Origin of the sequence: Longicatena caecimuris (assembly GCF_004341945.1) — a bacterium.
Classification (GTDB): domain Bacteria; phylum Bacillota_I; class Bacilli_A; order Erysipelotrichales; family Erysipelotrichaceae; genus Longicatena; species Longicatena caecimuris.
Window position 1 is genome coordinate 1 of the sequence record NZ_SMBP01000010.1, and the last position, 25,864, is coordinate 25,864.

The 25,864-nt window shown below is 37.5% G+C and carries 22 protein-coding genes; 1 reads left to right on the top strand and 21 read right to left on the bottom strand.

The window, feature by feature from the left end; all coding sequences use genetic code 11:
• The 5 genes from EDD61_RS07155 to nagA form a co-directional block, all read right to left on the bottom strand.
• Positions 1–2,902, bottom strand: a 2,902-nt coding sequence (locus EDD61_RS07155; protein WP_207900999.1) for an InlB B-repeat-containing protein, incomplete at its 3' end; no start/stop codon positions are given.
• A 191-nt stretch (positions 2,903–3,093) separates the two neighbouring features.
• Entirely contained in the window at positions 3,094–3,360 is a 267-nt protein-coding gene (locus tag EDD61_RS07160; RefSeq protein WP_008687304.1) for a GNAT family N-acetyltransferase, read from the bottom strand.
• Complete coding sequence (locus tag EDD61_RS07165) at positions 3,360–4,223, bottom strand: aldose 1-epimerase family protein (protein ID WP_132224799.1); 864 nt, start codon at positions 4,221–4,223, stop codon at positions 3,360–3,362. Before EDD61_RS07165 ends, EDD61_RS07160 begins: the two co-directional genes overlap by 1 nt.
• Before the next feature lie 52 nt (positions 4,224–4,275).
• Positions 4,276–5,061 carry an HAD family hydrolase gene (locus tag EDD61_RS07170; protein WP_132224801.1) on the bottom strand — a complete coding sequence of 262 codons (786 nt, stop codon included), beginning with the start codon at positions 5,059–5,061 and terminating at the stop codon, positions 4,276–4,278.
• A 78-nt stretch (positions 5,062–5,139) separates the two neighbouring features.
• Positions 5,140–6,279 (bottom strand): N-acetylglucosamine-6-phosphate deacetylase, encoded by a 1,140-nt coding sequence (gene nagA / locus EDD61_RS07175; protein WP_132224803.1) that lies wholly within the window; start codon positions 6,277–6,279, stop codon positions 5,140–5,142.
• Between the two features lie 359 nt (positions 6,280–6,638).
• On the opposite strand from nagA, the gene EDD61_RS07180 reads away from it, so the two are divergent.
• Positions 6,639–7,838 carry an FprA family A-type flavoprotein gene (locus EDD61_RS07180; protein WP_132224805.1) on the top strand — a complete coding sequence of 400 codons (1,200 nt, stop codon included), beginning with the start codon at positions 6,639–6,641 and terminating at the stop codon, positions 7,836–7,838.
• 178 nt (positions 7,839–8,016) lie between these two features.
• On the opposite strand, the gene EDD61_RS07185 is transcribed toward EDD61_RS07180, so the two are convergent.
• From EDD61_RS07185 to EDD61_RS07260, 16 genes are all read right to left on the bottom strand, one after another.
• Positions 8,017–9,855 (bottom strand): ABC transporter ATP-binding protein, encoded by a 1,839-nt coding sequence (locus tag EDD61_RS07185; RefSeq protein ID WP_132224807.1) that lies wholly within the window; start codon positions 9,853–9,855, stop codon positions 8,017–8,019.
• Positions 9,830–11,920, bottom strand: a complete 2,091-nt coding sequence (locus EDD61_RS07190) for an ABC transporter ATP-binding protein (protein WP_243642700.1) — start codon at positions 11,918–11,920, stop codon at positions 9,830–9,832. The genes EDD61_RS07185 and EDD61_RS07190 overlap by 26 nt, the downstream gene beginning before the upstream one ends.
• 222 nt (positions 11,921–12,142) lie before the next feature.
• Complete coding sequence (locus tag EDD61_RS07195; protein ID WP_132224809.1) at positions 12,143–13,327, bottom strand: sensor histidine kinase; 1,185 nt, start codon at positions 13,325–13,327, stop codon at positions 12,143–12,145.
• Complete coding sequence (locus EDD61_RS07200; protein WP_132224811.1) at positions 13,328–14,041, bottom strand: LytR/AlgR family response regulator transcription factor; 714 nt, start codon at positions 14,039–14,041, stop codon at positions 13,328–13,330.
• A 122-nt stretch (positions 14,042–14,163) separates the two neighbouring features.
• Positions 14,164–14,775 (bottom strand): thermonuclease family protein, encoded by a 612-nt coding sequence (locus EDD61_RS07205; RefSeq protein ID WP_132224813.1) that lies wholly within the window; start codon positions 14,773–14,775, stop codon positions 14,164–14,166.
• A 294-nt stretch (positions 14,776–15,069) separates the two neighbouring features.
• Positions 15,070–15,990 carry a SufB/SufD family protein gene (locus tag EDD61_RS07210; RefSeq protein WP_020991147.1) on the bottom strand — a complete coding sequence of 307 codons (921 nt, stop codon included), beginning with the start codon at positions 15,988–15,990 and terminating at the stop codon, positions 15,070–15,072.
• Between the two features lie 8 nt (positions 15,991–15,998).
• A complete protein-coding gene (locus EDD61_RS07215; RefSeq protein WP_008687291.1) occupies positions 15,999–16,703 on the bottom strand; it encodes an ABC transporter ATP-binding protein in 705 nt (234 codons plus the stop codon).
• A gap of 108 nt (positions 16,704–16,811) precedes the next feature.
• Positions 16,812–17,735, bottom strand: a complete 924-nt coding sequence (locus EDD61_RS07220) for a hypothetical protein (protein WP_132224815.1) — start codon at positions 17,733–17,735, stop codon at positions 16,812–16,814.
• A 226-nt stretch (positions 17,736–17,961) separates the two neighbouring features.
• On the bottom strand, positions 17,962–19,320 hold the full coding sequence (locus tag EDD61_RS07225; RefSeq protein WP_008687288.1) for a PFL family protein: 1,359 nt from the start codon (positions 19,318–19,320) through the stop codon (positions 17,962–17,964).
• A 14-nt stretch (positions 19,321–19,334) separates the two neighbouring features.
• Entirely contained in the window at positions 19,335–19,604 is a 270-nt protein-coding gene (locus tag EDD61_RS07230) for an ACT domain-containing protein (protein ID WP_008687286.1), read from the bottom strand.
• Between the two features lie 120 nt (positions 19,605–19,724).
• Positions 19,725–20,240 carry a hypothetical protein gene (locus tag EDD61_RS07235; protein ID WP_008687284.1) on the bottom strand — a complete coding sequence of 172 codons (516 nt, stop codon included), beginning with the start codon at positions 20,238–20,240 and terminating at the stop codon, positions 19,725–19,727.
• A gap of 60 nt (positions 20,241–20,300) precedes the next feature.
• Positions 20,301–21,419, bottom strand: coding sequence for a sensor histidine kinase (locus tag EDD61_RS07240; protein WP_132224817.1), 1,119 nt, complete (start codon positions 21,417–21,419; stop codon positions 20,301–20,303).
• Positions 21,416–22,516 (bottom strand): sensor histidine kinase, encoded by a 1,101-nt coding sequence (locus EDD61_RS07245; protein ID WP_132224819.1) that lies wholly within the window; start codon positions 22,514–22,516, stop codon positions 21,416–21,418. Before EDD61_RS07245 ends, EDD61_RS07240 begins: the two co-directional genes overlap by 4 nt.
• The gene (gene vanR / locus EDD61_RS07250; protein ID WP_008687279.1) at positions 22,506–23,195 is read right to left on the bottom strand and encodes a VanR-ABDEGLN family response regulator transcription factor; all 690 of its coding nucleotides are present in this window, start codon (positions 23,193–23,195) and stop codon (positions 22,506–22,508) included. The genes EDD61_RS07245 and vanR overlap by 11 nt, the downstream gene beginning before the upstream one ends.
• Positions 23,196–23,649: 454 nt before the next feature.
• Positions 23,650–24,570 carry a transketolase family protein gene (locus EDD61_RS07255; protein ID WP_117548193.1) on the bottom strand — a complete coding sequence of 307 codons (921 nt, stop codon included), beginning with the start codon at positions 24,568–24,570 and terminating at the stop codon, positions 23,650–23,652.
• Positions 24,570–25,394, bottom strand: coding sequence for a transketolase (locus EDD61_RS07260; protein WP_132224821.1), 825 nt, complete (start codon positions 25,392–25,394; stop codon positions 24,570–24,572). The genes EDD61_RS07255 and EDD61_RS07260 overlap by 1 nt, the downstream gene beginning before the upstream one ends.
• Positions 25,395–25,864: the final 470 nt, after the last annotated feature.

Sequence of the window (25,864 nt, forward strand, 5' to 3'; positions counted from 1 at the left end):
GTGGAAGTAAAGAATCAACAAGATTACCCTCATAAATTGGTGTTTTTGATAATTCTTCTGTAGACCATATCTCTTTTTTTAATGTATACCAGTTTGTTTTAATTTCTGTATTATTTTGATTGTTATTTCGACTATATGAAGGTTGATAGGGACTAAATACAGGTGATAACTTCCATCCTGCAAATACATATCCCTCATCAGCGACAGGTATTGGTAAATCTAGTGTGCGAAGATATATGTCTTCTCCACTATCTTGTATGTATTTAATAATTTCGCCTGTTTTATTATAATAAACACCATGCTCACTTACCATATAAGATGTAGGTATTTCTCTATTTTTTATTTCATATGTTACTTCTGAAACATCCATAGGTAATACGATATCTTTTTTATACTCTCCATCTAAATCTTTAACATACAATTCTTCTGTAAAGATGCAGTAAGTATCAATATTACTATACTCATAAGTCAGTTTTTGATATAGTTCAGAATACTTATTTTGTGACAAAAATTTTGAGGCATCAAGTTTAAACCCTTTAGGAGCATAAGTAGTTACCGCTAGTTTGTTCCCATTTCCTTGATTCAATTCAAAGGTTACTTTAATAAAATCATTTCTATTTTTTAATTCTTCTTCACTCATCCATTGTGCATATAGTTGAACTGGTTTCTCTTTTCCTTTTATTAATTCTTTAACATCATCGATAGTTGCTGTCCAATATGATAAGAACTCATCAGGATTCTTATTATCAGGTGTTAAAGACCATCCTATAAAATACTTATTTTCCTTTACGGGAATACTTAGATAATAGTTGTATAATAGAGGAAGTTTTTCAATATTTATAAGATTTTTTTCCAATAGCACATCTTTTTCATTAGGATTACATAAAATGTCTAATTCTGTATAAATCGCATCTAATCGTAATTCACCATTTGTTATTGCATTTATATATTTAAACACAGGAATCGTGATGAATGATCTATAATCATAGTCTTGCCAAACATAGTCCAACGGATACCACCCATTAAAATAACTTCCATTGTATTCTAAACCATCTACGGGCATATTCTTCAACTTAATATCATCACCTAATTCATATTCTGTATTATCCACAGGACATGTAACTGAATCAGGACATTCATATACAATTTTAAACTTTGACTTCTCCATTACTATAGGCTCTAAAACCACTCCATTTTCATACGTATACTGAGCAGCAAAAGGTTCATAAATCTCATCTAACTGCTTATTTTTCCATCCAATAAATACATAATTTGAGTTTTTAATTTCATCCGAGATATCTGGTAGTAAAAATGCATATTTATTACTCCATTTAGAGTTTAACACAATTAATTCTGGTTTTTCGATTTCTATATTACTTGGTAAGGAAGATAAATCAAATGTAACCTCAGGAGCACGTATTAAAACTGGTGTAAGATTAACTTTTGCATTATCTTCGTCAGAATGTACAATATTTAGCAATTTTTGAAAAGTGATTAAATCATTCTCTTTCAAAATATCTCCATTATAGGTTTTCCACCCATAAAAAACACTATCTTCAGAGGTTAATGTACCTCCATCAGCAATAGTTAAATAACTCTTTTGCCCTGGAGCATAACCATAAATATTGTTATCAACTGGTGGCTCTCCTTGCAAATCACCTTTCTCGTATATGACTTTTATTCCTGTATATTCCCCATACAAATGGATATAACCATACATTAATGTTTCTAATATTATATAATCTGGTATCTCATTTGTGAACTCATATGTTTTTGTTGGCTCATACTCTGTTCTGTATAATTCGTTTTGTGCTTTACTACGAATAGGAGGAAAACCATAAAGAAATTCTGGTATCCATGTATAGACAGATTTAATATCATTGATTTTTACTTCTGGCATTGTTACTTCGCCTGTTGTAAATTTATATATTTTACTTCCATTTTCCTCTGTTACATAATGATAACTAAATGGTTTTGTTATTTCTTTTGATGTAATTAACTTATTGTCTTTTGTTATATAGTCAAAAGACAACGTTACTTGATCTGTTTTATATATCGCATATAATTCTATGGAATATTCTCCGTTATGAATAAACACATAATCTGAAAAATCAACCTTTGTTATATCTTCTTCTGGTTTTATTCTAGGTACGCTTTCATCTATATATGCCGTAGTTCTTGCTGCCCAGTATAGAAATTCTCTTGTTTCCAGTCCAGATTCTCTAAATTCTTCAGGATAATTAATTATATCTGTTCCCTCTATAGTTTTTTCCAACCATTCATTATTTGCACTATAGTATATAATTTTTGTGATTTCTAAATCTTTTGTTCCTTTTGCTTTAATTTCTTTTTTCATAAATTGTGCAACAAAAGTGCTATCTTCTTTTATTTCTATCTCTTTCCCAGGCTCATAGACCTTGCCATCTTTTTCATTCTTCCAGCCTGCAAAGACTTCATTCTCATATTCGCTATTGCGATATACCGGTAGTGTTATCTTCCCATCTTTTGTTTCTTCTTCATGGTATATAGTTTCCTTATCTCCATTTATATCCATGAAATTTACCTTAAAGACTTTCTCTTTCCAGATTGCATAAACATCTAGTGTTATTTCGTCTTTCATCACTTCATTCAATTTCGTCTTTTCCGCTACACGTTTACCTTTGCCATCCGCTTGCAAGTTCCATGCTACAAAGGTTCTTCCTTCCCATGTAAAAAGACTTCCTTCTTCGATGGCCTCTTCTTTGCTTGCATATTCTTTGTCTATAATCTCATCTGTTCCATCATTCTTATGATAATGCACGGTGAAGCTTTCTTTTATTTCTTCTGCTTTGATCGTTCCTTGTGATGGCAGTATTGTCAGTGCCATCATAAACACCAAAAACAATACTCCTAATTGTTTCATCCGCTCCTTCATTTTTTCCTCACCTTTCAGTTTCACTTATTTGTGCAATAAGCATTTTTCTGTAACCGTTTACATATAAATTATAACCGATTTGTTTATGAATAGCAATGTAGTTCCTTCGTTATCATACTATTTGGGTTATAAAAAAAGTTCTCATAGGCTTTTTCAACCTACAAGAACCTAATAAATCACTACATCCAGTACGTAGCATATTCCTTATGTTTTTCCGCCCATTTAAGAGCATAAGAGCACGTCGCTGTACTTTTGCGTTGTTCCTTTTCTAATAGACTTTGATAAGCTGCCATCAGTTGTGCGGCAACGCCCTGTCCACGCAGACACTCATCAACAAAGGTATGATCAACATTATAATAATCTCCTTCATCTGTATAGGTCAGCTCTGCCAACAGTTTGCCCTCTTGCATCAGATAAATACGCCCGCGTTCCATCTGAAAATGCACTAGAACACCTCAATCGTATAAGCTGTGGTAAATGTTTTGCCTGGGCTTAACAGCATCGTGCCTTCACGATGGTAGAAATCTTCTTTGACCTCACTAAAGTCCGCATGTCCATACCATGGCTCTAAGCAAATAAATGGAGCACCTTTTTTTGCTGTCCAAATAGCGACATATGGATAACCGGCGATGCTGATAGTAGCCCCATGACCCTTAGGCCCTTTTAAGGTCAGATAGGCACTTCTAGCGTCTTTATAAATCAAGGTCGCAAAGTTTTCGATTTCTTCATAGCTGCATGGCATGTCTTTGATCACAACATCCTTTAATTCATATGGATGTTTTTTATCAGGATCAAATACCAACTGTTGCATATGCTCTTCGTTCGTGAAAGATAAAGTGTATTCCTCAAATTTCTCACCTTCACATAAAGGGCAGTTAAATCCCGGATGTAAGCCAAAGGTAAATGGCATTTCATTTTCTCCGGTATTTGTAATATGATAAGTAATCGTTAATTTATTGTCTTTTAATGTATAAGCAATTTCATAATGGAATGGGAATGGATACTGTGCTAAGGTTTCTTCGCTGCTGTCAAGTTCCATGATAACTTCCTTACCATCGTCTTTTTTACAATGTAAGGTTGCATAACGAATAAGACCGTGATTTTTCATTGCATACGTCTTCCCATTAATCTGATAATCCTTTGTATATGTGTTTCCGATAATTGGAAACAGTGAAGGATTTTTGCCTCCCCAGTTATCATTATCACCCTGCCACATATACTGCAAGCCAGTTTGTTTATCCGTAAAGCTGTAAATTTCTCCTCCTTTTTCCACAAAGGTTACTTCATAACGTTCATTTTCCAGTTTCATGCGTACATCTCCTTTTTTCTATATGTTTATTATATCACGAATATGATATCGCTTAGATAAGATTATGTTCTTTACAGAAATGATATAAACCATCCTCATCAATATGGCCACACACCACATCCGCAGCCGTCAATGCTTTAGGATTTGCATTGCCCATGGCAACACCAACACCGGCTGCCTTTAACATATTGACATCATTAGCCCCATCGCCAAAGCATATGATATCCTGCATGGCAACGTTCCATTTCTCACATAAATGGGCAATTCCTTTACTTTTATCAATATCACGGGCAGTAATTTCTAAGGTATGACGTGAATGTTCCACAATATAGCTTTCTTGTAATAACTGCTTTATTTCTTCTGCCTGCCTTTGTTCACTCGGATAGGCTAGCATATTGTACACCTTTTCATTTTCATAGGGCTTTTCTATTGGCATATTTAAATATAGTTTAAAAAATTCATCAAGGATGCGAGCATCACCGTAATGAGCAATGCAATCATCAGCGAAAGTAGAATAGCGTACTGCTATTTTTTCTTTCTTTGTATAGTCTAATAATTTCTGAATTTCATCCGTTTGCATAGGACTTTCTTCAAATACTTCATTTCCTTCCATGACCAAAGCACCACCATCATAAATACAGGCATCAAAGGCAAATTCTCGGAAAAAGCGGGGCAGATTGCTTGTTTCAAAACGGCATCGGCTGGTCGCAAAACCAACCTTATAACCATTTTCTTTTAACTTATGTAGGGTATATTGTGTAGATTGGGGAAAATCATGTACACGATGGGTATACAAGGTACCATCTACATCAAAAAATAAGGCTTTTATTTTCTTCATAGCTTACTCCTTTACTTCATCATCAAACATCTTACCACAGAAAAAGCGGCATGGACACCCATACCGCCTATTTTCTTTTTAGAATGCTTCTTTTCCTTTTAAGTAAGTCATTTCTACTGAATAATCATCATTTAATACAACGATATCCGCATCATAACCGGCTACTAATTTACCCTTACGATCATCAACACCTAAATATCTTGCTGGGTTGATCGTACAAGAATTGATGGCATAATCCCAAGGAATCATTGCCTTTTCAACCAATACTTTTAAGCCCTGGTTTACTTTTAAAGTAGAACCAGCTAAGCCTTTGGTATCTGTCAAATGTGCACTTCCATCCGGATACAATTCAATCTCATTACCACCGAACAATACTTTGGTACCTACTGGCAAGCCCTTTACCATTAAAGCATCAGTAATCATGATCGTATAATCTCTTCCTTTTGCCATAAACAAATCATTTAAGGCATCTGGTGTAGAATGGTTTCCATCACAGATTACTTCACCAAATGTATCACGGAAACGCATAGCAGCGCCAACCAAACCTGGTTTACGGTGATGGAATGGTGTCATACCGTTAAAGATATGTGTCATACCGGTAGCACCATTAGCGATTGCCATACCAGCTTCTTCGATCGTTGCAGCAGAATGTCCAATGCTGACACGAACACCTGTTTCTGCACAATATTTCGTCAATTTGAAATCGTCATCTTGTTCCGTAGCCATGGTGATAACTTTAATTAATCCATCAGCGGCAGTTTGATAACGTTTGAATTGTTCTACATCTGGTTTTACGATACACTGTTCAGGCTGTGCCCCCTTGTATTTCATATCCAGATAAGGTCCTTCAAAATGAATACCTAAGATTTCCGCACCTTCATAGCCTTCCTTCACTACATTAGCTACATTGCGTACTGCTTTGGTTAATACTTCTTCTGTCTGCGTAATTGTTGTAGGGCAGATGCTGGTAACACCTTCCTCAGGAATGTTCTTCATCCAATTGCGCAATCCTTCAGGCTCTGCATCATTTGTATCAAAGCCATATGCTCCATGTGTATGGATATCAATAAATCCCGGCACAATGCGTTTGTCGCCATAGTCTTTATCTACTTCCTTAGCACCATAAGCCAGAACGTTTTTGATTTTGCCATCTTCAACTTCCAGCTGAGCTTCTAAGAAGTGCCCTATGACCCATACGCGTTTACTTTGAATAATCATGAAAAAATCCTCCTTTAATCATCCTTTTTTATTCTCTTTTATTATACTCCAAACCTTTTGATAAAGAAAGAAACGCGACTTTTTTTTCGTTTTTTTATTCCTTTTCCTCTTTCCTTAAGATGCATTCCACAAAAGTTATGCTTGTGTATGATAGATCCGCCTATTCTTTATTCTTATTTATTATTAGTAAGTTCTATAGTAATTATTAGTGAGTTCTATGCTTTAATTTAACAGAATTTTCTGATTTCTTATAAAATGTCTTAATTTTTAAGCATATAACTTTCATTTTATATAAGAAAAGCATAGAATAATCAACGGTAAAAGTGATAAAATTAACAATACGAAAAGGAGTGATTGAAATGAAACAAGCCATTCAATTAAAAGAAAACATGTATTGGGTAGGTGTTCATGATTTTAACTGCCGCCATTTCCACGGGGATCTATTTCCGATTAGTGAGGGGACAACCTATAATTCCTACCTGATCGTTGATGAGCAGATCACCTTGATTGATACGGTGGAGGAAGAATTTTTTGACATTATGATGGAGCGCATTCATTCCATCATCGGGGACAAACCAATCGATAATGTAATCGTGCAGCATGCTGAACCAGATCATTCCGGAGGTTTTGTGAAGTTCATGCAGGCATATCCAAATGCGCAGCCATATACTTCCAATGCCGGTGTGAAAATTATGTTGAAGCAATATTTCAGGGAATATGATTATCATAAAGTAAAAACCGGTGATACCCTATGTACTGGTGACTATACGCTCACCTTTGTGGAAATGCCGATGATTCATTGGCCGGATAACATGCTAACCTATGTGGATAAAGCAAACATTGTCTTTTCTAATGATGCCTTTGGACAGCATATAGCAAGCTATGATATCTTTGATGATGCACATGGTTTAGCAAAATGTATCGATCGGGCAAAAGACTATTATGCAAATATTGTAATGCCATATGGTATGCAGGTTGCCAATAAATTAAAACAGATTCAAGAAATGGGATTACCAATTGATATGATTGCCCCTGCGCATGGCATCATATGGCGTACGTACATAAAGGAATTATTTGATGCTTACCAGGAATTTGCGACATTTGCCGCAAAAGATAAAGTGGTTATTGTGTATGAAAGTGTTTGGAAGCATACCCAGATGATGGCTGAAGCACTGGCAGAAGGCCTTGGAAGAAATAGTATTTGTGTAAAGATCTTTAAATGTTCCCTAACTTCTCCTGCTATTATTATGAAGGAATTACTGGATGCTAAGGCTATTTTAGTAGGTAGTGGTAACTACAATAATGCTATGGCACCAAGCATCGCTGCTTTCTTAGAAAAACTAGCTAGCTGCAAGGTAAAGAATAAAAAAGCTCTGGGCTTTGGTTCATATGGCTGGGCGGATGTAGTGACAAAGCAGGTAAATGAACGTCTTGTACGAGCTGGTTTGCCTTTATTACAGGATGGTGTGGTATCACAGAATTATACGCCAACCCAAGAAGATCTCGATGCTTTAATGGAACTAGGTAAAACGTTAGCAGCAGAAATAAAAGCAAATTAAATATTAAAAAAATTCTTACTCCATACGTACTTCAAAGAGGCACTATGATGAGTGAGAATTTTTTATATGCGTGCTTATTATATGTGTGCTATTCTATGCGTGCTTTTCTATGTGTGCTATTATGAAAGATACCACAACATTGTAACTATGATAATAACGGCTCGTATGCGGATATTAATTACACATAATATTTAGCTTGTGCCTTCCACATTTTCGCATACACTTGTTTTGTATCCTTCATCAATTCCTCATGCGTCCCGCGCTGCAACAATTGTCCATGATCAAATACTAGAATATCATCACAGAAACGACAGCTGCTCATACGATGAGATATATAAATACTTGTCTTATTTTTAACCATGTCGTGGAAATGCGTATAAATTTCATATTCACTAATCGGATCTAAGGCACTGGTAGGTTCATCAAGAATCACAAAAGGTGCATCTTTATACAATGCTCTGGCAATCGCTATTTTTTGTGCTTCCCCACCAGATACATCTTCGCCATCCTTTTCTCGATAAAACATAGGCGTTGCTAAACCATCCTTCATGCGTTCTACACGCTTTCTTACTCCCGCCTGTTGTAGCACTTGCCAAACTCTTGTTTCATCATACTGCTGTTCACATGCGACATTTTCTCCTACTGGAAACTCGAAAAGAGTAAAGTCTTGAAAAACAGCCGCAAACAGATTCAGATATTCTTGATAATCATATTTACGAATATCAATCCCATTCAAAGTGATAGAACCCTCACTCACGTCATATAAACGGCATAATAGCTTAATAAAAGTTGACTTTCCGGCACCATTTGGTCCAACCAGTGCAATCTTTTGTTTCAAATTCAATGTTAAGGATACGTTTTTTAATACGTAAGTATTCGTATTCGGATAAGCAAAACTAACATTATGAAAGGCTATTTCAAATTCATTATCTAATCGTTTTTCAACAGGCAGTGTACCGGTATCCAACTTATTCTCTTTTTTCATATATTCACTATAATAGCTTAAATACCCTATCATCGTACGTAACTGCCCATTATTTTCTACCAAAGATCGCAAAGCTTCATTTAACTTGGCTATCGCACTAGAATATTTCGTGAATTCCCCAATCGAAATAGCGTGTGAGAAGAACTTTAACGTGGCAAATATATAGGACAATAACATAACGATATGATTGATAAAAACATAAAACAAGGTGGACCTGCGTGTATATTGCCACTCTTTCCTAAGCGATTGATTCAATCGTTCACATAATGCATTCCATGCCTGTAATAACATTGGCTGCATACGATAGATACGTACATCCTTTCCCTTATCTGCATGGAACGCATAACTATCGAAATATTGCATTTCTTGATGTACTGACATATCATGCTCAAATATCTGCAAATTGTTTTTATTGACATACTCTGCGGATTTCCCATATAACAGCAGTAAGCTGATAAATAAGACACATAGTGTGCAAAGCGAGCCAACAGGTGTCAGAAAAAAGCCAAGTACCCCCGGCATCCTCTGCCCATATTTTTGACACAGTTCCAAGAGCAATACGATAGCAATGCTCACCGATAACAGATGTTGTACCATTTCGGTATAAATTTCAAGCAGCAGACCAAATCCTCCATGAATCGCCATTGCCGCATCCGCTTGTGAAAAAGCTTCTAAGCCTTCTTTATCCGCAAATGTCGCATAGTCTAGATCAATCGTCTTTAAACAAATCATCGCATTGAACTGACGATGAACAGACATGGAACGAACCTGACTTTTGCTTTTTACATAATCCAATAAAAGCCCAAACAGTAAATTAACGATTAACATGATGAGAATGGTATAACCGGCTTTTTCCCAATGCCGTTGTAATAAAGCATCAATAATGATGGCACTAAACAAGATCTGAAGATAAGGGGATACAGCTTCCATGGTATGGCGTAATAAGAAAATTGGTAAAGCAGAATGATCAAGACGATAGATAAAACGTAAAAGCTGAAAGCCTTGTTTATGCATTTGGTATAATTTCTTCATTCCTTCCAGCCTCCTTTTGATAATAATGTGCCTGCATCTGAAACATCTTCGCATAAGCTCCCTGTTTCTTAAGCAATTCCTCATGACTGCCTTCTTCGATGATCTTACCATGCTCTAAAAATAAAATACGATCAGCGAAGCGGGTACTGCTTAGACGATGTGAGATAAATAACGAAATCTTCCCCTCACTTAACTGGGCATATTTCTGATAAAGCTCACTTTCCGCAATTGGATCTAAAGCACTGGTAGGCTCATCTAGTATGAGAATAGGTGCTTTTTTATATAAGGCTCTCGCTAACATCAGTTTTTGTATTTCACCGCCACTTAACAAAATACCATCCTTTTGCAGATACGTAGTAAGATGTGTATGAATTCCCTGTGGCAGCTGATCAATCTTATCTTGCAGACCGGCCTTTTGTAAACAGCTTAAAATACGTTCTTCATCATAGATGGCATAGGTATCGCCACACTGCATCTTCTTTAATAATCGATTCATAGCAGCATCTTTGCTCTTGAGCGTTTGTTTGTCCTGGCTAGTCGTACAGGCAACATTACTGGCAATGTCAAAGGCAAAAATCTGTGAGTCTTGGAAAACGATGGATAACATCGAAACATATAATTCATGAGGAATTTGTGCAATATCCATATCATTTACATAAATATGTCCGGATGTTAAAGGATACAAACCACATAACAGTTTTACCAGTGTCGTTTTGCCGGCTCCATTCATACCAACCAAAGCAATTTTTTCATTGGCATGCAAGGTGATATTAAAATGTTCAAAGATGGGTGGCTGCCCCGGATAAGCAAAGCTTACATCCTCAAAACGTATTTCATGACATTCTTTTAGCCTGTTATCTTCAAGCGCATTCGTTGCTTCAAGACGCGTTTTTGCGTTTTCTCGTGGTTGAGATGTAGTAGATATTTCTGGAACTTCCTTACTTTCCATAGCCACCGTTTCTTGTCTGCCTTCCTTTTGATCTTTATCTTCCTGTGCCAGATATGCCTGTAGAAACGATACACTCAAAGACTCCTGATTCAAGATGGTCAACGTTTCAACAATTGTTTGCATCCATGCTGTAAAGCCACTGATAACACCTAGGTAAAGCAAGAACTGTGCAACATCCAAATCTCCATTGATCATGAGATAAAGCAAATATCCATAAGCTGCCCCATCCCGCAGAAAGGTCGCCATTCTAGCGGTAGCATCTGCTAAAAAGCGTTTCTGCATGACATCTTGATAAATATTCACTGCTTCTTTACGCAAGCGTTCAAAATTATCCGCAAACCATGGAGCTAAATGATACATGCGAATATCTTTGGCTTTTTCCAAATTGATGCTGTCATTCTTCATGCCCCAAAACTTACCATTGTTCTCCCAGAAGCGTCCCATCTTTTGGTATTCATAAATATTAGCTCGTCGTTTTGCAAACGCGGCTGCACCACCGGCAATCATAATCAAAAACAGTAGGAATGGTTGCAATTGTCCAATGCAAATGGCATATAGCAACAAACCTAATACACTGCTGGCAAGTGATATGCTGCTTTCTAACAAAGCTCCAACACCATGACTGCTTCCCTGTAACAACGCCTGGCGAATTTCCATTTCCATCTCGGTATTCTCACCATTCTCTAAGCTCAAAAGATCCATATGCACGCGCCGTTTATAAAAACGATGCATGTACAATGCCATTCGCAACATCTCAAAGATGCGCATGTTTTGCGCATGAAACCATGTATCAGCCAGATAAATACCTAGAATTCCTACGATCCATATACTCAGTTTCTCACAGATCGTAACAAGATCTATCTGATGTTCCAGCAAGCCAACTAAATAAACAGGAAGCAACATCAGAAGAATAGGCGCAATAGTTTTTAAAATAATTTCCAACACCATATACACATAATATTGTCTTCCACAACTTCTGATATCTTTTAATAACATCCGCATATTATCTTTATAGCGATAGTTCTTTCGTATTTCTTCTCTAGTCATAACATCAACCTTTCTCATACCAACAGTCAATACATGAAACCATAATTTCATAACGATTCCTAACCGCAAAACAATCCTCCTATTTCCCCATTGTTTGACAGTTCTTAAGCTATCGTATGACTTCTAAAATGTTTCTATGGAAAAGTATAACAAAACAATAGTAAAAAAGACATTTCATTCACGAAATCCCTTTTTTCGTTCATAAAACGTCGTTTTCTATATGCCTTTCTATTAGAATATTATCCCTTTCTATCAGAACATTACAAAAGGTGCGCAGCGTGAAGCTATGCTTTATGTGCAAGCTTCGATTGCTGCTTCTTCATCACAGGATACAATCGGCAACATGACTTCACTAACGAATACACCAGGTTCATTTTGCAAGTTTAAGTAACCATCATAACGTTCAACCGTTAACTTTACCCGCTTCATGCCATGCCCATGATTCCCACGCTTTTCGCTGATATAGCTCTTTTGATTGAAGTTCAGATCTTCCATAGCTGCATTCGTAAAAGACATATACAGCTGTTGCTTCACAATTTCTAAATAAATCCTGATAAAACGTTCCTTTTCCTCTAACATCTCACATGCTTCAATGGCATTATCTAACAAATTGCCAATGATAACACATAAATCAATATCACGTATCGCGATATGTTTTGCGACATGTGCTTTACACTGCACATCTATCTGCTTCTGTTTTGCGATGGTCAACTTGGAATTGAGAATCGCATCAACCATCAAATTCCCACTTTTTACCAAGGCATCAACATTATCGAGATCTTTTTCCAGCTCAAACAAATAGGCATCTGCCTCTTTATACTGTCCTAACTGCAAATACGCTTTTAAAGATTGCAAATGATTATGATAATCATGCCGCCAGCCACGCATATTCATATAAACACTTTTTACTTCCGCATAATGATGCGCCATTACATCTTCTTGAAATGCTCTGGTATTTTTCTCAAAGTTCGCTGCATATTGCCCATGCAAATACTGCACCATTCCTATCCATAGCAACAAGAAAATGCCTGCACTTGGCTGTTGCATCGCCAGATAACAAACCAGCACGCTGACTCCACTATGTAATAACAGCATAAACCAGGTGACATGTAACTGTAAATACAATAAGATCCCATACTGTAGCGCAACCATTGATAAAGCAATGATCCAAACAGGCGCTGCCAACAGCCATACCATGACAAGATAATCGATGAAAAACGCAAGTATGCTAAATAGACCATACCGCAGTTTATCATACAAGGTGGCATCACAATAAAAGAAAAGAAAACAATACAGTAGAAAGAACCCACTTAACCAAATAACAAATTGAACATGGAGCATATACCCTATCCCAAAACTACATAAAATCAACAGCCACAATACCATATGTTTAGTTTTTCCAGAATCAAAATGGAAAAGCTGTAACTGTAACAGATAAATGCTGCATAAGGCAAATGCTATAGCCAAGAGTTCCATTTACTTAGCCTCCTTAAAATGATGGGCAATAAAGGCCTTGCTCAGCAGACGGTATTTCCCTTTGGGAATCGGTATGCATTGTCCATTGCTCATCCATAGCGTTTGTGTATTGATTTTTTCTATGGCCTCAAGTTGAATCAGATAACTGCGTGATAAATGAAAAAACAGGGATGTTGGTAACTCTTCCTCCATTTCCTTCATCGTTTTTTTCACATGATAACATTGTTTTTTCATATGAACATCCAAATAATGACCATCACTTTCTACATACAGGATATCTTTTACAGGAAAGCGCAGCCACTGTTTATCACAACAAAGAGCGATGGTTGGCTGCTGTGTGTTTAGTTTCTCTATTGCCTTATCTAAACAAGCGAACAGCTGTTCTTTTTTTATAGGCTTCATCAGATAATTTAAAGCCTGTACATTAAATCCATCATAAACATAATCACTGACACCGGTAATAAAAATAATGATCGTATCCTTGGAATACTTTCTGACAAGTTTTGCCAGCTCCATGCCATTTAATCCTTTCATTTGAATATCTAATAATAGAATAGGGATGGCATAGTCTTCCTGATAAGCAAACAAAAGGGCATCCGCATTGGAATAGCATTCTATTGTCAAAGGTTGATGATAAATGTTTTGATATTCTTCCACATAGCTTGCGATAAGTTGCAGCTGCACAGCCTCATCATCACATATTGCGATACGCATCAAACCCCTCCATTCTGTTTCCATTATACGCGTTGTTGCTTTATCTTACAAGCATAGGAAAAAAGAGCCTTTCCTTGCCTAAGTTTGGTTTATGCAGGTGGCTCTTGCTTATAGAAGAAGCATTATTTCTTCTTTAATTGTTTCATGCCCTGACGAATCAGTTTTTGTTTCTGACGTTTCCCCTTCGTAAAGAAAACACCAATAAAGATTAATAAGATACCGCCAACAGCTGTTAAATAGTATGGTAATTCTGTCTTTTCTTCTTCATATGTGCCATCACTCCACATGTTCAGCTTTTGTTTTTTGGCTGCTTTTTCTAAACTCTTTAATTCATCGGTATAAGCATAATCCCCATAGATGTATTTGACTTCGGCTAAGCCTTGCTTCACCAATTCTCTTTGTAAAAGCTTCCCATCCGCATACACCCAGGCTAAGGTTCTGCCATATTTATCTGTTTCATCACTGCCATCATCATACTCTAATTCTATTGTTTTGGCATTGGTTAAGGCATCACACACATAGGCACTTGCTTCTTTTCCATATGGTTCTTTTTCCTTTGTATATTCCGGTGCATTTATAGCCAGAAAACGTATCGTTGTATCTTTCCCTTTGACTATGAAATGTGCTGTATCGCCATCTGTACATTTACTGAGTGTAACCTTTTGCTTTGTATTTGCCTGGACTGGCAATAGACATATCAAGCATACCAAACATAAACAAATGAATTTCTTCATCCTATTCCTCCTTTATAAGACTTTTATTATACTAGATACCACCTACATTGAGCAAGTCGCTTTTAAAGATGCAGGTATCCTTTGTGTAGATATGCAAGTAACCCTTCGTGTAGGTAGAAACTAGCCCTTTGTGTAGATATGCAGGTAACCCTTCGTGTAGATATGAAACTAGCCCTTTGTGTAGATATGCAGGTATCCTTCGTGTAGGTATGAAGCTTGCCCTTTGTTAATACTGATGCTTCTTAGGTAAAAATACATGTGCCACCGAAATCATCAATGAAAAAAAGATGAATCCTATTTCAAGAATCCATCTACGATAACTTTTTCTGCTTCTTCTACACTTAAGCCAAATGTCTGCAATTTCACCAATTGATCGGAATTGATCTTTCCGATAGCTGCCTCATGCACAATTTCCGCATCCACATGATTCGCTGCGATTTCCGGAATTGAGCTGATCTTTGCATGATCCATAATGATGGAATCACATTGAATGTGCGCACGGGATTTATTGTTTCCAATGGCAATAGGGTGGAATACCTGAATCGAGTCATCCTTCCCCACCGAACGGGATACGATTTGCACAACGCTGTCTTCCCCATTCAAATTCACGGTTACATCACTATGCGCAGTCTGCTTGCCATGTGTCATTAGTTTTTCATTGATGACCAACTTGGCATGCGGACCTAAGTTCGCTTCGGTTTTACGCATCGTAGAATCTACACCTTTGATCTGGCTCATATCCATCTGCGCATAAGCACCATCTTCCATGTGAATGATCGTTACCGGATTTAAGATACGACCACCACTGCCATTACCTTCTCCATAATGCTTTTCAACATAGCGCACCTTTGCGTTTTTTGCGATATGAAAGGTATGAATGCCATCATGCTGAGATGTATCACAGCCATCGTTATGAATACCACAGCCGGCAATAATCTCCACATCTGCATTTTCACCTATGTAAAAATCATTGTATACAACATCCTTAATACCGCTATCGGTTAAGATAACCGGAATATGCAGACTTTCTCCTACCGTGTTGGCATCGACAATGATATCAATGCCTGGTTTATCCAATTTGGCATTGATTCTGACATGCTCAGTAGAATGGCGTTCAATGCCTTCACCATTCTTTCGCAGACTAAATGCACTTCCCGGCATAAAGCCACGTATATCGGCAATTGTCTGTAACAAGTCTTTTTCCATGTTTTCCATATGCTCACCTACTTTTTCAATCCGCAAGGCTCAAATTCATTCATCAAAGATGGCAAAATAGCCTCGCGTGTTCCTCTTGTTTTCATGCGACCATTCTCAATGATAATGATTTCATCCGCCAGCTGCATGATTCTTTCCTGATGCGAAATCAGGATGATAGACTGTTTGGATTGTGCCTGTAAATGCTGGAAAGTTTCCACCAGCTTCGCAAAACTCCATAAGTCAATGCCTGCCTCCGGCTCATCAAAGATGGACAGCTTTAAATCTCTGGCTAAGATTGTCGCAATTTCAATACGCTTCACTTCTCCTCCGGATAAGGAAGCATCCACATCACGATCTAAATAATCCTTCGAACACAAGCCGACATCACTTAAATAGCTGCAGCAGACATCTTCATCCAGATCCTTGCCATGAGCAAGTGATAACAAATGCCGCACACTCATGCCTTTAAAACGTGGGGGCTGTTGAAAAGCATAACCGATTTTACGTTTTGCTCGCTCATCAACACTAAGCTCGGTGATATCTTCGCCATCAAATAAGATCTGTCCACTTGTTGGCTTCTCGATTCCCATGATGATCTTGGCAAGGGTAGACTTCCCTCCGCCATTTGGTCCGGTGATGACTGTAAATTGATTATCCGCAATTGTCATCGTAATATCATTTAGTATATGTTTTCCTTCTACTTCAAAGGATACATGCTTTAATTCCAACATCTTCATCGCTCCTTTATATCGCGCTTTTTTATTTTATCACAAAATTTGGAAAATATAGCATGATTTGATTGGAAAGCATGTAAAAATAGTAAAAAAAGAAGAACAGGTCTACTCATCCTGTTCCATTTCATCAAAAAGCCTTTGTATTTTTGTATGTAATGCATTTTGTCGTTCTAAACACTGACACTTTTCATCCAATAGCTGATCTTGTAAAGCAATGATATTTTCAAGTCCTGCTTTCAGTTGTTCATAGCTTTTATTAATTCTCGAATATGCCATAAAATCAAAGATGAAATTATCAAAGAAGATATCTGCTGTACTTAGCCAGCTCTCTATTTCCATTGGCGCAATATCAATGCTATGCACATCCTTAACTTCCTTTTGTAAACGTAACAAATCTTGTTGCAGTTGGGCAATTTTTTTCGATGCTTCTTTTACATGCGAATGCTTGATCATGGATGTCATCATACCGCCTCCGGCAATATCCATCATGCCCCAATCAGATGCACTGCTCATTTCAGATACAGCGAAACGTAACTTATCCGTAACAACATAGCTTGCCGCAATAGCCTCTTGCAGTTCTTTATCCAATAATTGTTCCTGTTCCAATTGGCTGTATAGCTCTGCTGCCTCTTTGCCATGTTCCCCTTGCAAAGCTTCCTGTTTTTGCATTTCTTCCAAAGCGCCGCGTAAAGCATCTTCTTGAGCAATTTCTTCTTCGCACTTTACTAATTCGGCATTGGTGATTTCTAGGTCTTGCTGTAGTTGACTGACTAGGATAGCTGCTTTGACAGCTTCCTGTTCTTCTTTGACTAAGCGCTCTTCCTTATCTTTCGCAAACCAGGCTACTAAGCTGGCTAAAGAGGCATGCTGGAGTTTTTCAACATCCTGTTGTTCTTTTTCTGCGATATGCATTGCCACTTCCAGTTTCTGGCTGATTTCTTCATAGCGCTGTTCCAATTCTCTTTGATAGTCTTTTAAACCTTCTATTTTTGATAAGCGATGTTTAATTTCTATTATACTTTCATTCATATCCGTTTCCCCTTTCGTGTTATATCGTAATGTAAAGGAATATCTAATAGCGTTAACCATCCTTATAGAATTACGATTTTTGCAAGTCGCCTTGTAATTACACGCAACACTTCCCTAGGATGATTCTATATGGAATACAGATAACTTCTTGTATCTTTCATACAATCATACTGAACAGAAAAAGTCTAAAAGCTATCTTCCTATAGTTTTTAGACTTTTGTATCATTTAATTCTTCAAGCTCTGTAAAGGAGCTGGTATTCTTCCCATTCGATGAATCATGACAGAATTATCACTCTGATTAATTTTCATGATAGGGCCACTTCCTAACAAACCGCCAAATTCCAGTTCATCACCTGCTTGTTTACCAACTGCCGGAATCACACGAACTGCTGTTGTCTTAGAATTCACCATACCAATTGCAGCTTCATCCGCAATGATACCACTAATTACCTCAGCAGTTGTTTCACCAGGAATTACAATCATATCTAAACCTACGGAACATACCGCTGTCATAGCTTCTAATTTTTCCAGGCATAAAACACCGGCACGTGTCGCGGCAATCATACCGGCATCCTCACTGACCGGGATAAATGCTCCACTGAGACCGCCAACCGTGCTACTTGCCATGACACCGCCTTTTTTTACCGCATCATTCAGCATTGCCAGACAAGCTGTCGTACCATATGCCCCACAAGTCTGTAAGCCCATTTCCTCTAAGATATATGCTACGCTATCACCGACAGCCGGTGTCGGTGCTAAAGAAAGATCCACGATACCAAATGGTACACCTAAGCGCTCACTTGCCAAGGAGCCAACCAATTGACCCATACGTGTGATCTTAAAGGCTGTCTTTTTGATGATATCCGCAATCTCATTCATCGGCGCATCCTTAGGAGCTTTCGCTAACGCAGCCCTTACCACACCCGGACCAGATACACCTACATTTATGACACAATCCGGTTCTCCAACACCATGGAAAGCACCGGCCATAAAAGGATTATCCTCAGGTGCATTACAGAATACAACAAGCTTTGCTGCTCCAATACAATTGTTATCTTTTGTCAGTTCAGCCGCTTCCTTCACCATACGACCCATAAGCTCTACTGCATTCATATTAATGCCTGCCTTTGTGCTGCCAACATTAACAGATGCACACACATGCTCCGTCTGTGCTAATGCCCGTGGGATAGATTCCATTAATTCGCGATCGCCGGCTGCACATCCTTTCTGCACTAATGCGGAATAACCACCAATAAAGTTAACCCCTACTGCTTGTGCGCACTTTTCCAATGTCAATGCATATTTTACAGGATCACCGCCACTAGCAGCTACCAACATGGCAATCGGTGTAACCGAAATTCGCTTATTAATAATAGGGATACCATATTCACGAGAAATATCTTCTCCTGTTTTGACCAGGTCTTTTGCCAACCGCGTAATCTTATTGTATATCTTCTCACAAGAACGATCGATATCACTGTCGCAGCAATCTAATAAAGATATACCCATGGTAATCGTACGAACATCTAAGTATTCTTCATCGATCATCTTTATGGTTTCCAGAATATCATGTACATTTATCATAGACAATTCTCCTTCTAAATTTTATGCATGGAATTAAAAATATCCTCATGCATGACGTGGATAATTAAACCTTCTTTTTTTCCTACCTCTTCCATATGCTGTGCAAAATCACTCAAGGATGTATTACCTTTTGTAATATCAATCAGCATGATCATCGCAAACATATCTTGCAGCAATGTCTGTGAAACTTCCAGCACATTCATATTCGCCTTTTCGCATTCTACACTGACTTTCGCCAGAATGCCTACCATATCTTTACCAATTACACTTACTACCGCTCTCATCTTTTTGCCTCCTCTTAAATCTTATCTTAAATTATACTGTATAGTGAAAAAAAGCACAACTATAAATCTAAAAAATGTATACATGTGTATTTACACCGCATACATTTTAAAAGAATATACCTATTTAAACGTCTCATTTGCAATTGCCATTGGCTGTAACTCAAACGGTTCCCAAGCCGCCTGCAACCCTTCTAGATTACAAATAAATTCTTCTTCGCGATAAGGGACATCCTTCTGCTGCTTTAAACAGTCCGCAATCTTAAGGGACATCGCATTTGATAGTTGCACGATTTTTCTACCTTTCACTATATTCTTACCATCAAGTAAATATAACGTGCAGGTATAACCACTGCCTGTAGCAAAATGTGTAAACAATGTTTCATCATAATCGTTATCATGCACATTAAATACGAAATCACTCGTATCAATCGCATCCTCCAATGTTAATAAGAAGATGGCGATATCATATTTATATACAAACGCTATTTCCAACGGCTGTTTCTTTAATGCCTTCAACTCGAAATCCGTCCATGTTTCATCCTTGATCACAAAGACAAATTCGTGATCGACATAGTCCATAACCGTTCCTTCCTCTTCAATGGCTATCGGAAATTGCTCATTTACTTCACAACGCATACGCTTTCTTTCCTTTCTGTACTATTCACTTCATGCATAAGCCACCAGCATCCTTTCAGCTTATGCATGCGCTGCTTCTTTCTCCAAAGTTTCTTTGGGCAAATCAATATAAAACTGCAAGGTATCCTGCAAAGAACTTGCCCTAAGGATGCCTTTATGCATATCAACAATCTGTTTTGCAATACCTAAACCCAATACATGCTGCTTACCACTTCCATGCAAATCCTCTAAGCGATAATAGTTATGGAAAATATGAGCAATCTGATATGCGGACAAATGAGGAACACTGCCTTTCATCACAATCGTATAATGCGCACTATGCTCCATAAGCTGTATAACAATGGTACTATTGGCATCCCCTAATGCAATCATATTCCGTAATAAATCACGCAGAACTCTGGCAATCTTGTCATTATCCGCATATAAGGGCAGCTGATGTTCATACTGCACATCCACTTTCATACTCTTTTCTTCCAACATTTGATAATATTCATCCAACACCTGCTCCACCATGCGATCCAAATACATATGCTCCGGTGTCCATTTCGCATAACGCAGATTGAATCGAGTGATATCAAAGAACTCATTGATCATCTCTTCCAGATCCATGGATTTATAAAGAACACTTGCCATAAACTCCTTACGTAATTGTGGCGATATTCTTTGTTCCTTTTCTAACAGTTCTAAATACATTAAAATATTTGATAAAGGCAATTTTATATCCTGTGCTAATAAATAAATCAAATCCTTCTTCTTTTCTTCATCCTCTAAAGCTGCTTTCTCATTGCGCTGATAATCCTCCGCAATGGATAAGATTAGTTTTTGGGTAGGCTGCAACTCTTTAGGAAAATTTAACTTTTCGCGTTGCTTTTCCAAAACATCATCCATACCTTCCATTAACACGCGAAGATAGTTTGACAGCTCTCGGCATAGAAAATAAACAAGCATAAAGCCAGTAATGGCAATAATGGCAGGTAAAACAATAGCAAAAATCTTCTTAAAGGTTGAAAATGGGTCACCATCTATCAAAAGTACTTTTAAAAAATCAATGACAATGCCATTTAATACATTATCAAAAATATACAAGATCGTAGCTCCACCTAGGCTCAATGCCAATACAATAAAGGTATATTTCAGCACCAAGCGGCGTTCTAAGTTTTTCAAATATCGCTCTTTCATATCGATGCCCCTAACGTATAAGGTAGATGCAGATAAAAGGAAATCTCATCGCCATCTAATTCTGCATGAATATCCCCATGATGCAGCTGCATAATTTCTCGAGCAATGGCTAAACCTAAGCCGGCACCACCACTGCTGGAACTGCGGGCACTCTGTGCACGATAAAATTTATCAAACAAATGTGCAACGGCTTCTTCCTTCATATCCTCAGCTTTATTGCGATATAATAGTTGAATGCCCTGCTCTTGTTTTGTGACCGTAATATAAATGGTCGTATCCGGTTTTGCGTAATTGATAGCATTACGCATCAGATTATCAAATACACGCTGTAGTTTATCATAATCACCATCAATCAACATATCTTGTGGGATTTCTTCCTTTAATTTAAGACCTTTTCCTTCTAATAAAGGATAAAAACCTACCAGTTGCTGCTTTAACATCATAGTCAAATCAATATGTGTAACATCCAGTTGTGACACCTTATCATCATAACGTAAAACTTCAGAAAACTCATCAATCAATTCATTTAAACGATTTGCTTTACTATGTGCAATGGCTAAAGAAGATGCTTCCTGTTCTTCATTCAAATGATGATCCAAAATGTGATTGATATAACCGATCATTGATGTTAAGGGGGTTTTCAGATCATGTGCCAGATACATTAATAATTCATTCTTATGCTCTTTCTTTTGTGCAGACACTTCTTCACTCACACTGCGTTTGGCAAGCAAACTTTCGACTTTCTTTTGAGCCTCCAGAAATTGTGGAAACATTTTGAAAAATAAAGGCTGCTTACGCAAAGGTTTTCCTTGTAGACAGAGTAGTAAGGCATCCATGCTGTGAAAGAAGGATACAATAAAAAATAACAATAAAGCGATAAACCCAATGGTGAATAACAAGGTATTAATCTCCCATGAATGCTGTAAATAGTAATAATAAAAATCCCCATTGTTTAAAGTTCCTTTACTGGCTTCTAAACCAGCTTTACTGCCGATCATGGCAATAAAGAGTAATAAAACAGCAGATACGATAAGCGTCAACAGCAGAAACCGCAGAGTCAATTGTTTCCGCAGCTGCTGATACCAATTATTCTTCAATTTTATATCCTACGCCCCAAACCGTTTTAATAAATTTCGGATTACGAGGCGGTTCCATCATCTTCTCTCGCAAGCGGCGAATATGTACCATCACCGTGTTATTGGAATCAAAATATTTTTCTTTCCACACGGCTTCAAACAATTCTTCACTAGGAACGACTCTGCCACGATTCTTACATAAATACCACAAAATCGAAAATTCAATCGGTGTCAGATTTAAGACTTTATCATAAAGTGTGCATTGATGAGAATCATTATCGATGATAAGTCCTTTAAAATCAATCACATTTACATTATCCTTTGTTGTATTATATTTCTTATAACGACGCAATTGTGCCTTTACTCGTGCTACCATCTCCAGCGGATTAAACGGTTTGGTTATGTAATCATCCGCTCCTAATGACAATCCCTGAATCTTATCCATATCCTCAATTTTAGCCGTTAACATGATAACCGGGAATGTATATTTTTCACGTATGATCTTGCATATCTCAAAGCCGTTAATCTTTGGCATCATGATATCCAACATCGCCAAGTCAACGGGATTATCCTTTATAAAACGCAATGCATCTTCGCTGTCATAAAATTCGTGGACCTGATATCCCTCATTTTTCAGATACAGGGTGACAAGGTCAGCGATTTCTTTTTCATCATCCAGTACCAATATTCTTGTTTGCATAGTATCCCTCCATGCTTGTATTATAACAAATCCTTCACATAAATTCCTTATCTAAAAGAAATGTAAGAAAATTGTAAGCCACAATCTATAATTTCTGTCTCTTTTTCTTTTATACATGCTTATAACCATGAAGGTTAATGGATGCTTATAAACGTGAAAATTTACAGATGCTTATGAATTGAAAAAATGCTTATGAACATAAAAGTTAACAGATTCTTATGAACCTAAAAGCTAACAGATGCTTATGAATGTAAAAGCTAACAGATGCTTATCTACCTAAAAGCTAATGAATGCTTATGAACTTGCATGAAATTGTACATTACATGCCATACTGGTAGTTACTTATTCTTTAAACTTAATGCTTGCACAAAAGATTTCTCTCAAATATCACAAAAGCTACTTGTATGAAAAAAGAAGAAGGAAAGGCTCTCCCTCTTCTCTTTATCGATATGTATTATTCTTCAATAACTGCTTTAACAATATCCTTACTAGTTAAGCCATATTTTTCCAACAAGCCAGCAGGTGTACCACTTTCTCCGAAAGTATCCTGAACGCCAACCATCTTGATTTTTGCTGGAGCATACTGGCTCAATGTTTCAGCAACTGCACTGCCCAAGCCGCCGATGACACTATGCTCTTCACAAGTAACGAATAAATCATGGCTCTTCGCCAGTTCTACCAATAAATCTTTATCAATTGGTTTGATCGTATGCATATCCACTACAGTTGGTTCATAGCCTTTTTCCTTTAGCTCATCATAAGCCTGTAATGCTGCTTCGACCATAATGCCACAAGCTATGATTGCGACCTTTTTCCCTTGACGTAGGACATTTCCTTTTCCAACTTCAAACGCCATATCTTCTGAATATACCGTTTCCACTGCACTTCTGCCTAGACGAACGTAGCAAGGTCCATCAATTTCCGCCACAGCACGGATAACTTTATCCGTTTCCACTGCATCTGCCGGACAAATGACAGTCATACCAGGAATGCCTCGCATTAGGGAGATATCTTCAATGCTTTGATGACTGGCACCATCTTCACCAACCGTCAGACCGGCATGTGATGCACAGACTTTTACATTCAGATGTGGATAACCGATAGAATTACGAATTTGTTCAAAAGCTCTACCAGTCGCAAACATGGCGAAGCTGGATGCGAAGACGATATTACCACTTGCTGCCAGACCTGCCGCAACAGCCATCATATTGCCTTCTGCTATTCCCATATTATAATGCTGTTCAGGTGCTACTGCTTTGACTTCTTTTGTCTTTGTTGAACCAGACAAATCAGCATCTAACACGATGATATTTTTATTTTCTTTTGCTAATGCCGCTAAAGTTTTCCCATAAGCTTCACGTGTAGCTACTTTCATTATTTATTTCCCTCCAATTCTTTGAGTGCATCCTGACACTGTTGCGCACTAGGGGCAACACCATGCCAACCTGCCTGATTTTCCATGAAGGAAACACCTTTTCCTTTCACCGTTTTCGCGACAACTACCGTAGGTTTGCCCTTAACGGTTTTCGCCTCTTCACATGCCTCAATTACAGATGCAAGATCATTACCATCTTCCAGCGTAATGACATTCCAGCCAAAGGCTTTAAATTTTTCATCAATTGGTGAAGGATTCATGACATCACTAATCTTGCCATCAATTTGCAATCCATTGTTATCTACAAATGCCAAAAGGTTATCCAGCTTGTAATGAGCAGCTGCCATAGCGGCTTCCCATACTTCACCTTCTTGACATTCTCCATCGCCTAACAATGTGTATACACGATAAGGCAGTTTATGATACTTGTTCGATAACGCCATTCCCACAGCCGTTGAAATACCTTGCCCTAAAGAGCCGGTTGACATATCTACCCCAGGCAACTTACGCATGCTAGGATGTCCCTGTAAACGAGAATTCAGCTTACGGAAGGTTGCTAATTCTGTTTCTTCAAGAAATCCTTTTTCTGCTAATACAGCATACAACAGCGGTGATGCATGTCCTTTTGATAACACAAAACGATCACGCTGATTGCTCGTCAGATTGTTCTCATCAATATTCATCTGTGTGAAATAAATAGCCGTCGCAATTTCCACAGAGGATAAACTTCCACCCGGATGACCAGATTTTGCTTCTGTCACCATTTTTACGATATTCTTTCGGATATTCGTCGCATGTCCCTTTAATACGTCGATTTTTGACATTCCTTAGTCCTCCTTATAATTACCACGTTTATTATACTATAAAATCTTTATTTTTCATAAGGAAATTACGTTTTGTGTAAAACTTTCGCTTGCCTTTATTACAAAGCGATATCGTCAATATTTAGTTATATGGATACTACATGTCACATGTTTAGAAATGATGAAATTTTAAATTTAAACTGTCAAAGAAAGCTTGGTTTTCTTCACTTTTTAGCTGATCGTAATTTGCATTGCAAATGATAAAAAAATGTTGTTCAGATACAAAAAAAGATCATAATGAAATTAATTCCATTAGGTTGTAAAGGATAACGCACATCATTATCTATGAAAGTGGTTCTACTTATCCATATTAAATAAAGATGAATAGATGATGCTCTTAACGTAGCATCTTTAAGAAAAGGATGTGTTTTTTAATCGAAATGATCCTGCGGGTGAAAAGACCAACACGTCATTTGCTTAGAAAACACATC

Coding starts and splice junctions, on each gene's coding strand:
- EDD61_RS07210 (WP_020991147.1), bottom strand. CDS start 15,990: ATGGAAAACATGGAAAAAGACTTGTTACAGACAATTGCCGATATACGT.
- EDD61_RS07255 (WP_117548193.1), bottom strand. CDS start 24,570: ATGAAAGTAGCTACACGTGAAGCTTATGGGAAAACTTTAGCGGCATTA.
- vanR (WP_008687279.1), bottom strand. CDS start 23,195: ATGCAAACAAGAATATTGGTACTGGATGATGAAAAAGAAATCGCTGAC.
- EDD61_RS07200 (WP_132224811.1), bottom strand. CDS start 14,041: ATGCGTATCGCAATATGTGATGATGAGGCTGTGCAGCTGCAACTTATC.
- EDD61_RS07165 (WP_132224799.1), bottom strand. CDS start 4,223: ATGAAACTGGAAAATGAACGTTATGAAGTAACCTTTGTGGAAAAAGGA.
- EDD61_RS07170 (WP_132224801.1), bottom strand. CDS start 5,061: ATGAAGAAAATAAAAGCCTTATTTTTTGATGTAGATGGTACCTTGTAT.
- EDD61_RS07180 (WP_132224805.1), top strand. CDS start 6,639: ATGAAACAAGCCATTCAATTAAAAGAAAACATGTATTGGGTAGGTGTT.
- EDD61_RS07195 (WP_132224809.1), bottom strand. CDS start 13,327: ATGGAACTCTTGGCTATAGCATTTGCCTTATGCAGCATTTATCTGTTA.
- EDD61_RS07185 (WP_132224807.1), bottom strand. CDS start 9,855: ATGAAGAAATTATACCAAATGCATAAACAAGGCTTTCAGCTTTTACGT.
- EDD61_RS07225 (WP_008687288.1), bottom strand. CDS start 19,320: ATGATAAATGTACATGATATTCTGGAAACCATAAAGATGATCGATGAA.
- EDD61_RS07215 (WP_008687291.1), bottom strand. CDS start 16,703: ATGTTGGAATTAAAGCATGTATCCTTTGAAGTAGAAGGAAAACATATA.
- EDD61_RS07220 (WP_132224815.1), bottom strand. CDS start 17,735: ATGAATGAAAGTATAATAGAAATTAAACATCGCTTATCAAAAATAGAA.
- EDD61_RS07235 (WP_008687284.1), bottom strand. CDS start 20,240: ATGCGTTGTGAAGTAAATGAGCAATTTCCGATAGCCATTGAAGAGGAA.
- EDD61_RS07240 (WP_132224817.1), bottom strand. CDS start 21,419: ATGAAAGAGCGATATTTGAAAAACTTAGAACGCCGCTTGGTGCTGAAA.
- EDD61_RS07230 (WP_008687286.1), bottom strand. CDS start 19,604: ATGAGAGCGGTAGTAAGTGTAATTGGTAAAGATATGGTAGGCATTCTG.
- EDD61_RS07205 (WP_132224813.1), bottom strand. CDS start 14,775: ATGAAGAAATTCATTTGTTTATGTTTGGTATGCTTGATATGTCTATTG.
- EDD61_RS07260 (WP_132224821.1), bottom strand. CDS start 25,394: ATGTCAAAAATCGACGTATTAAAGGGACATGCGACGAATATCCGAAAG.
- nagA (WP_132224803.1), bottom strand. CDS start 6,279: ATGATTATTCAAAGTAAACGCGTATGGGTCATAGGGCACTTCTTAGAA.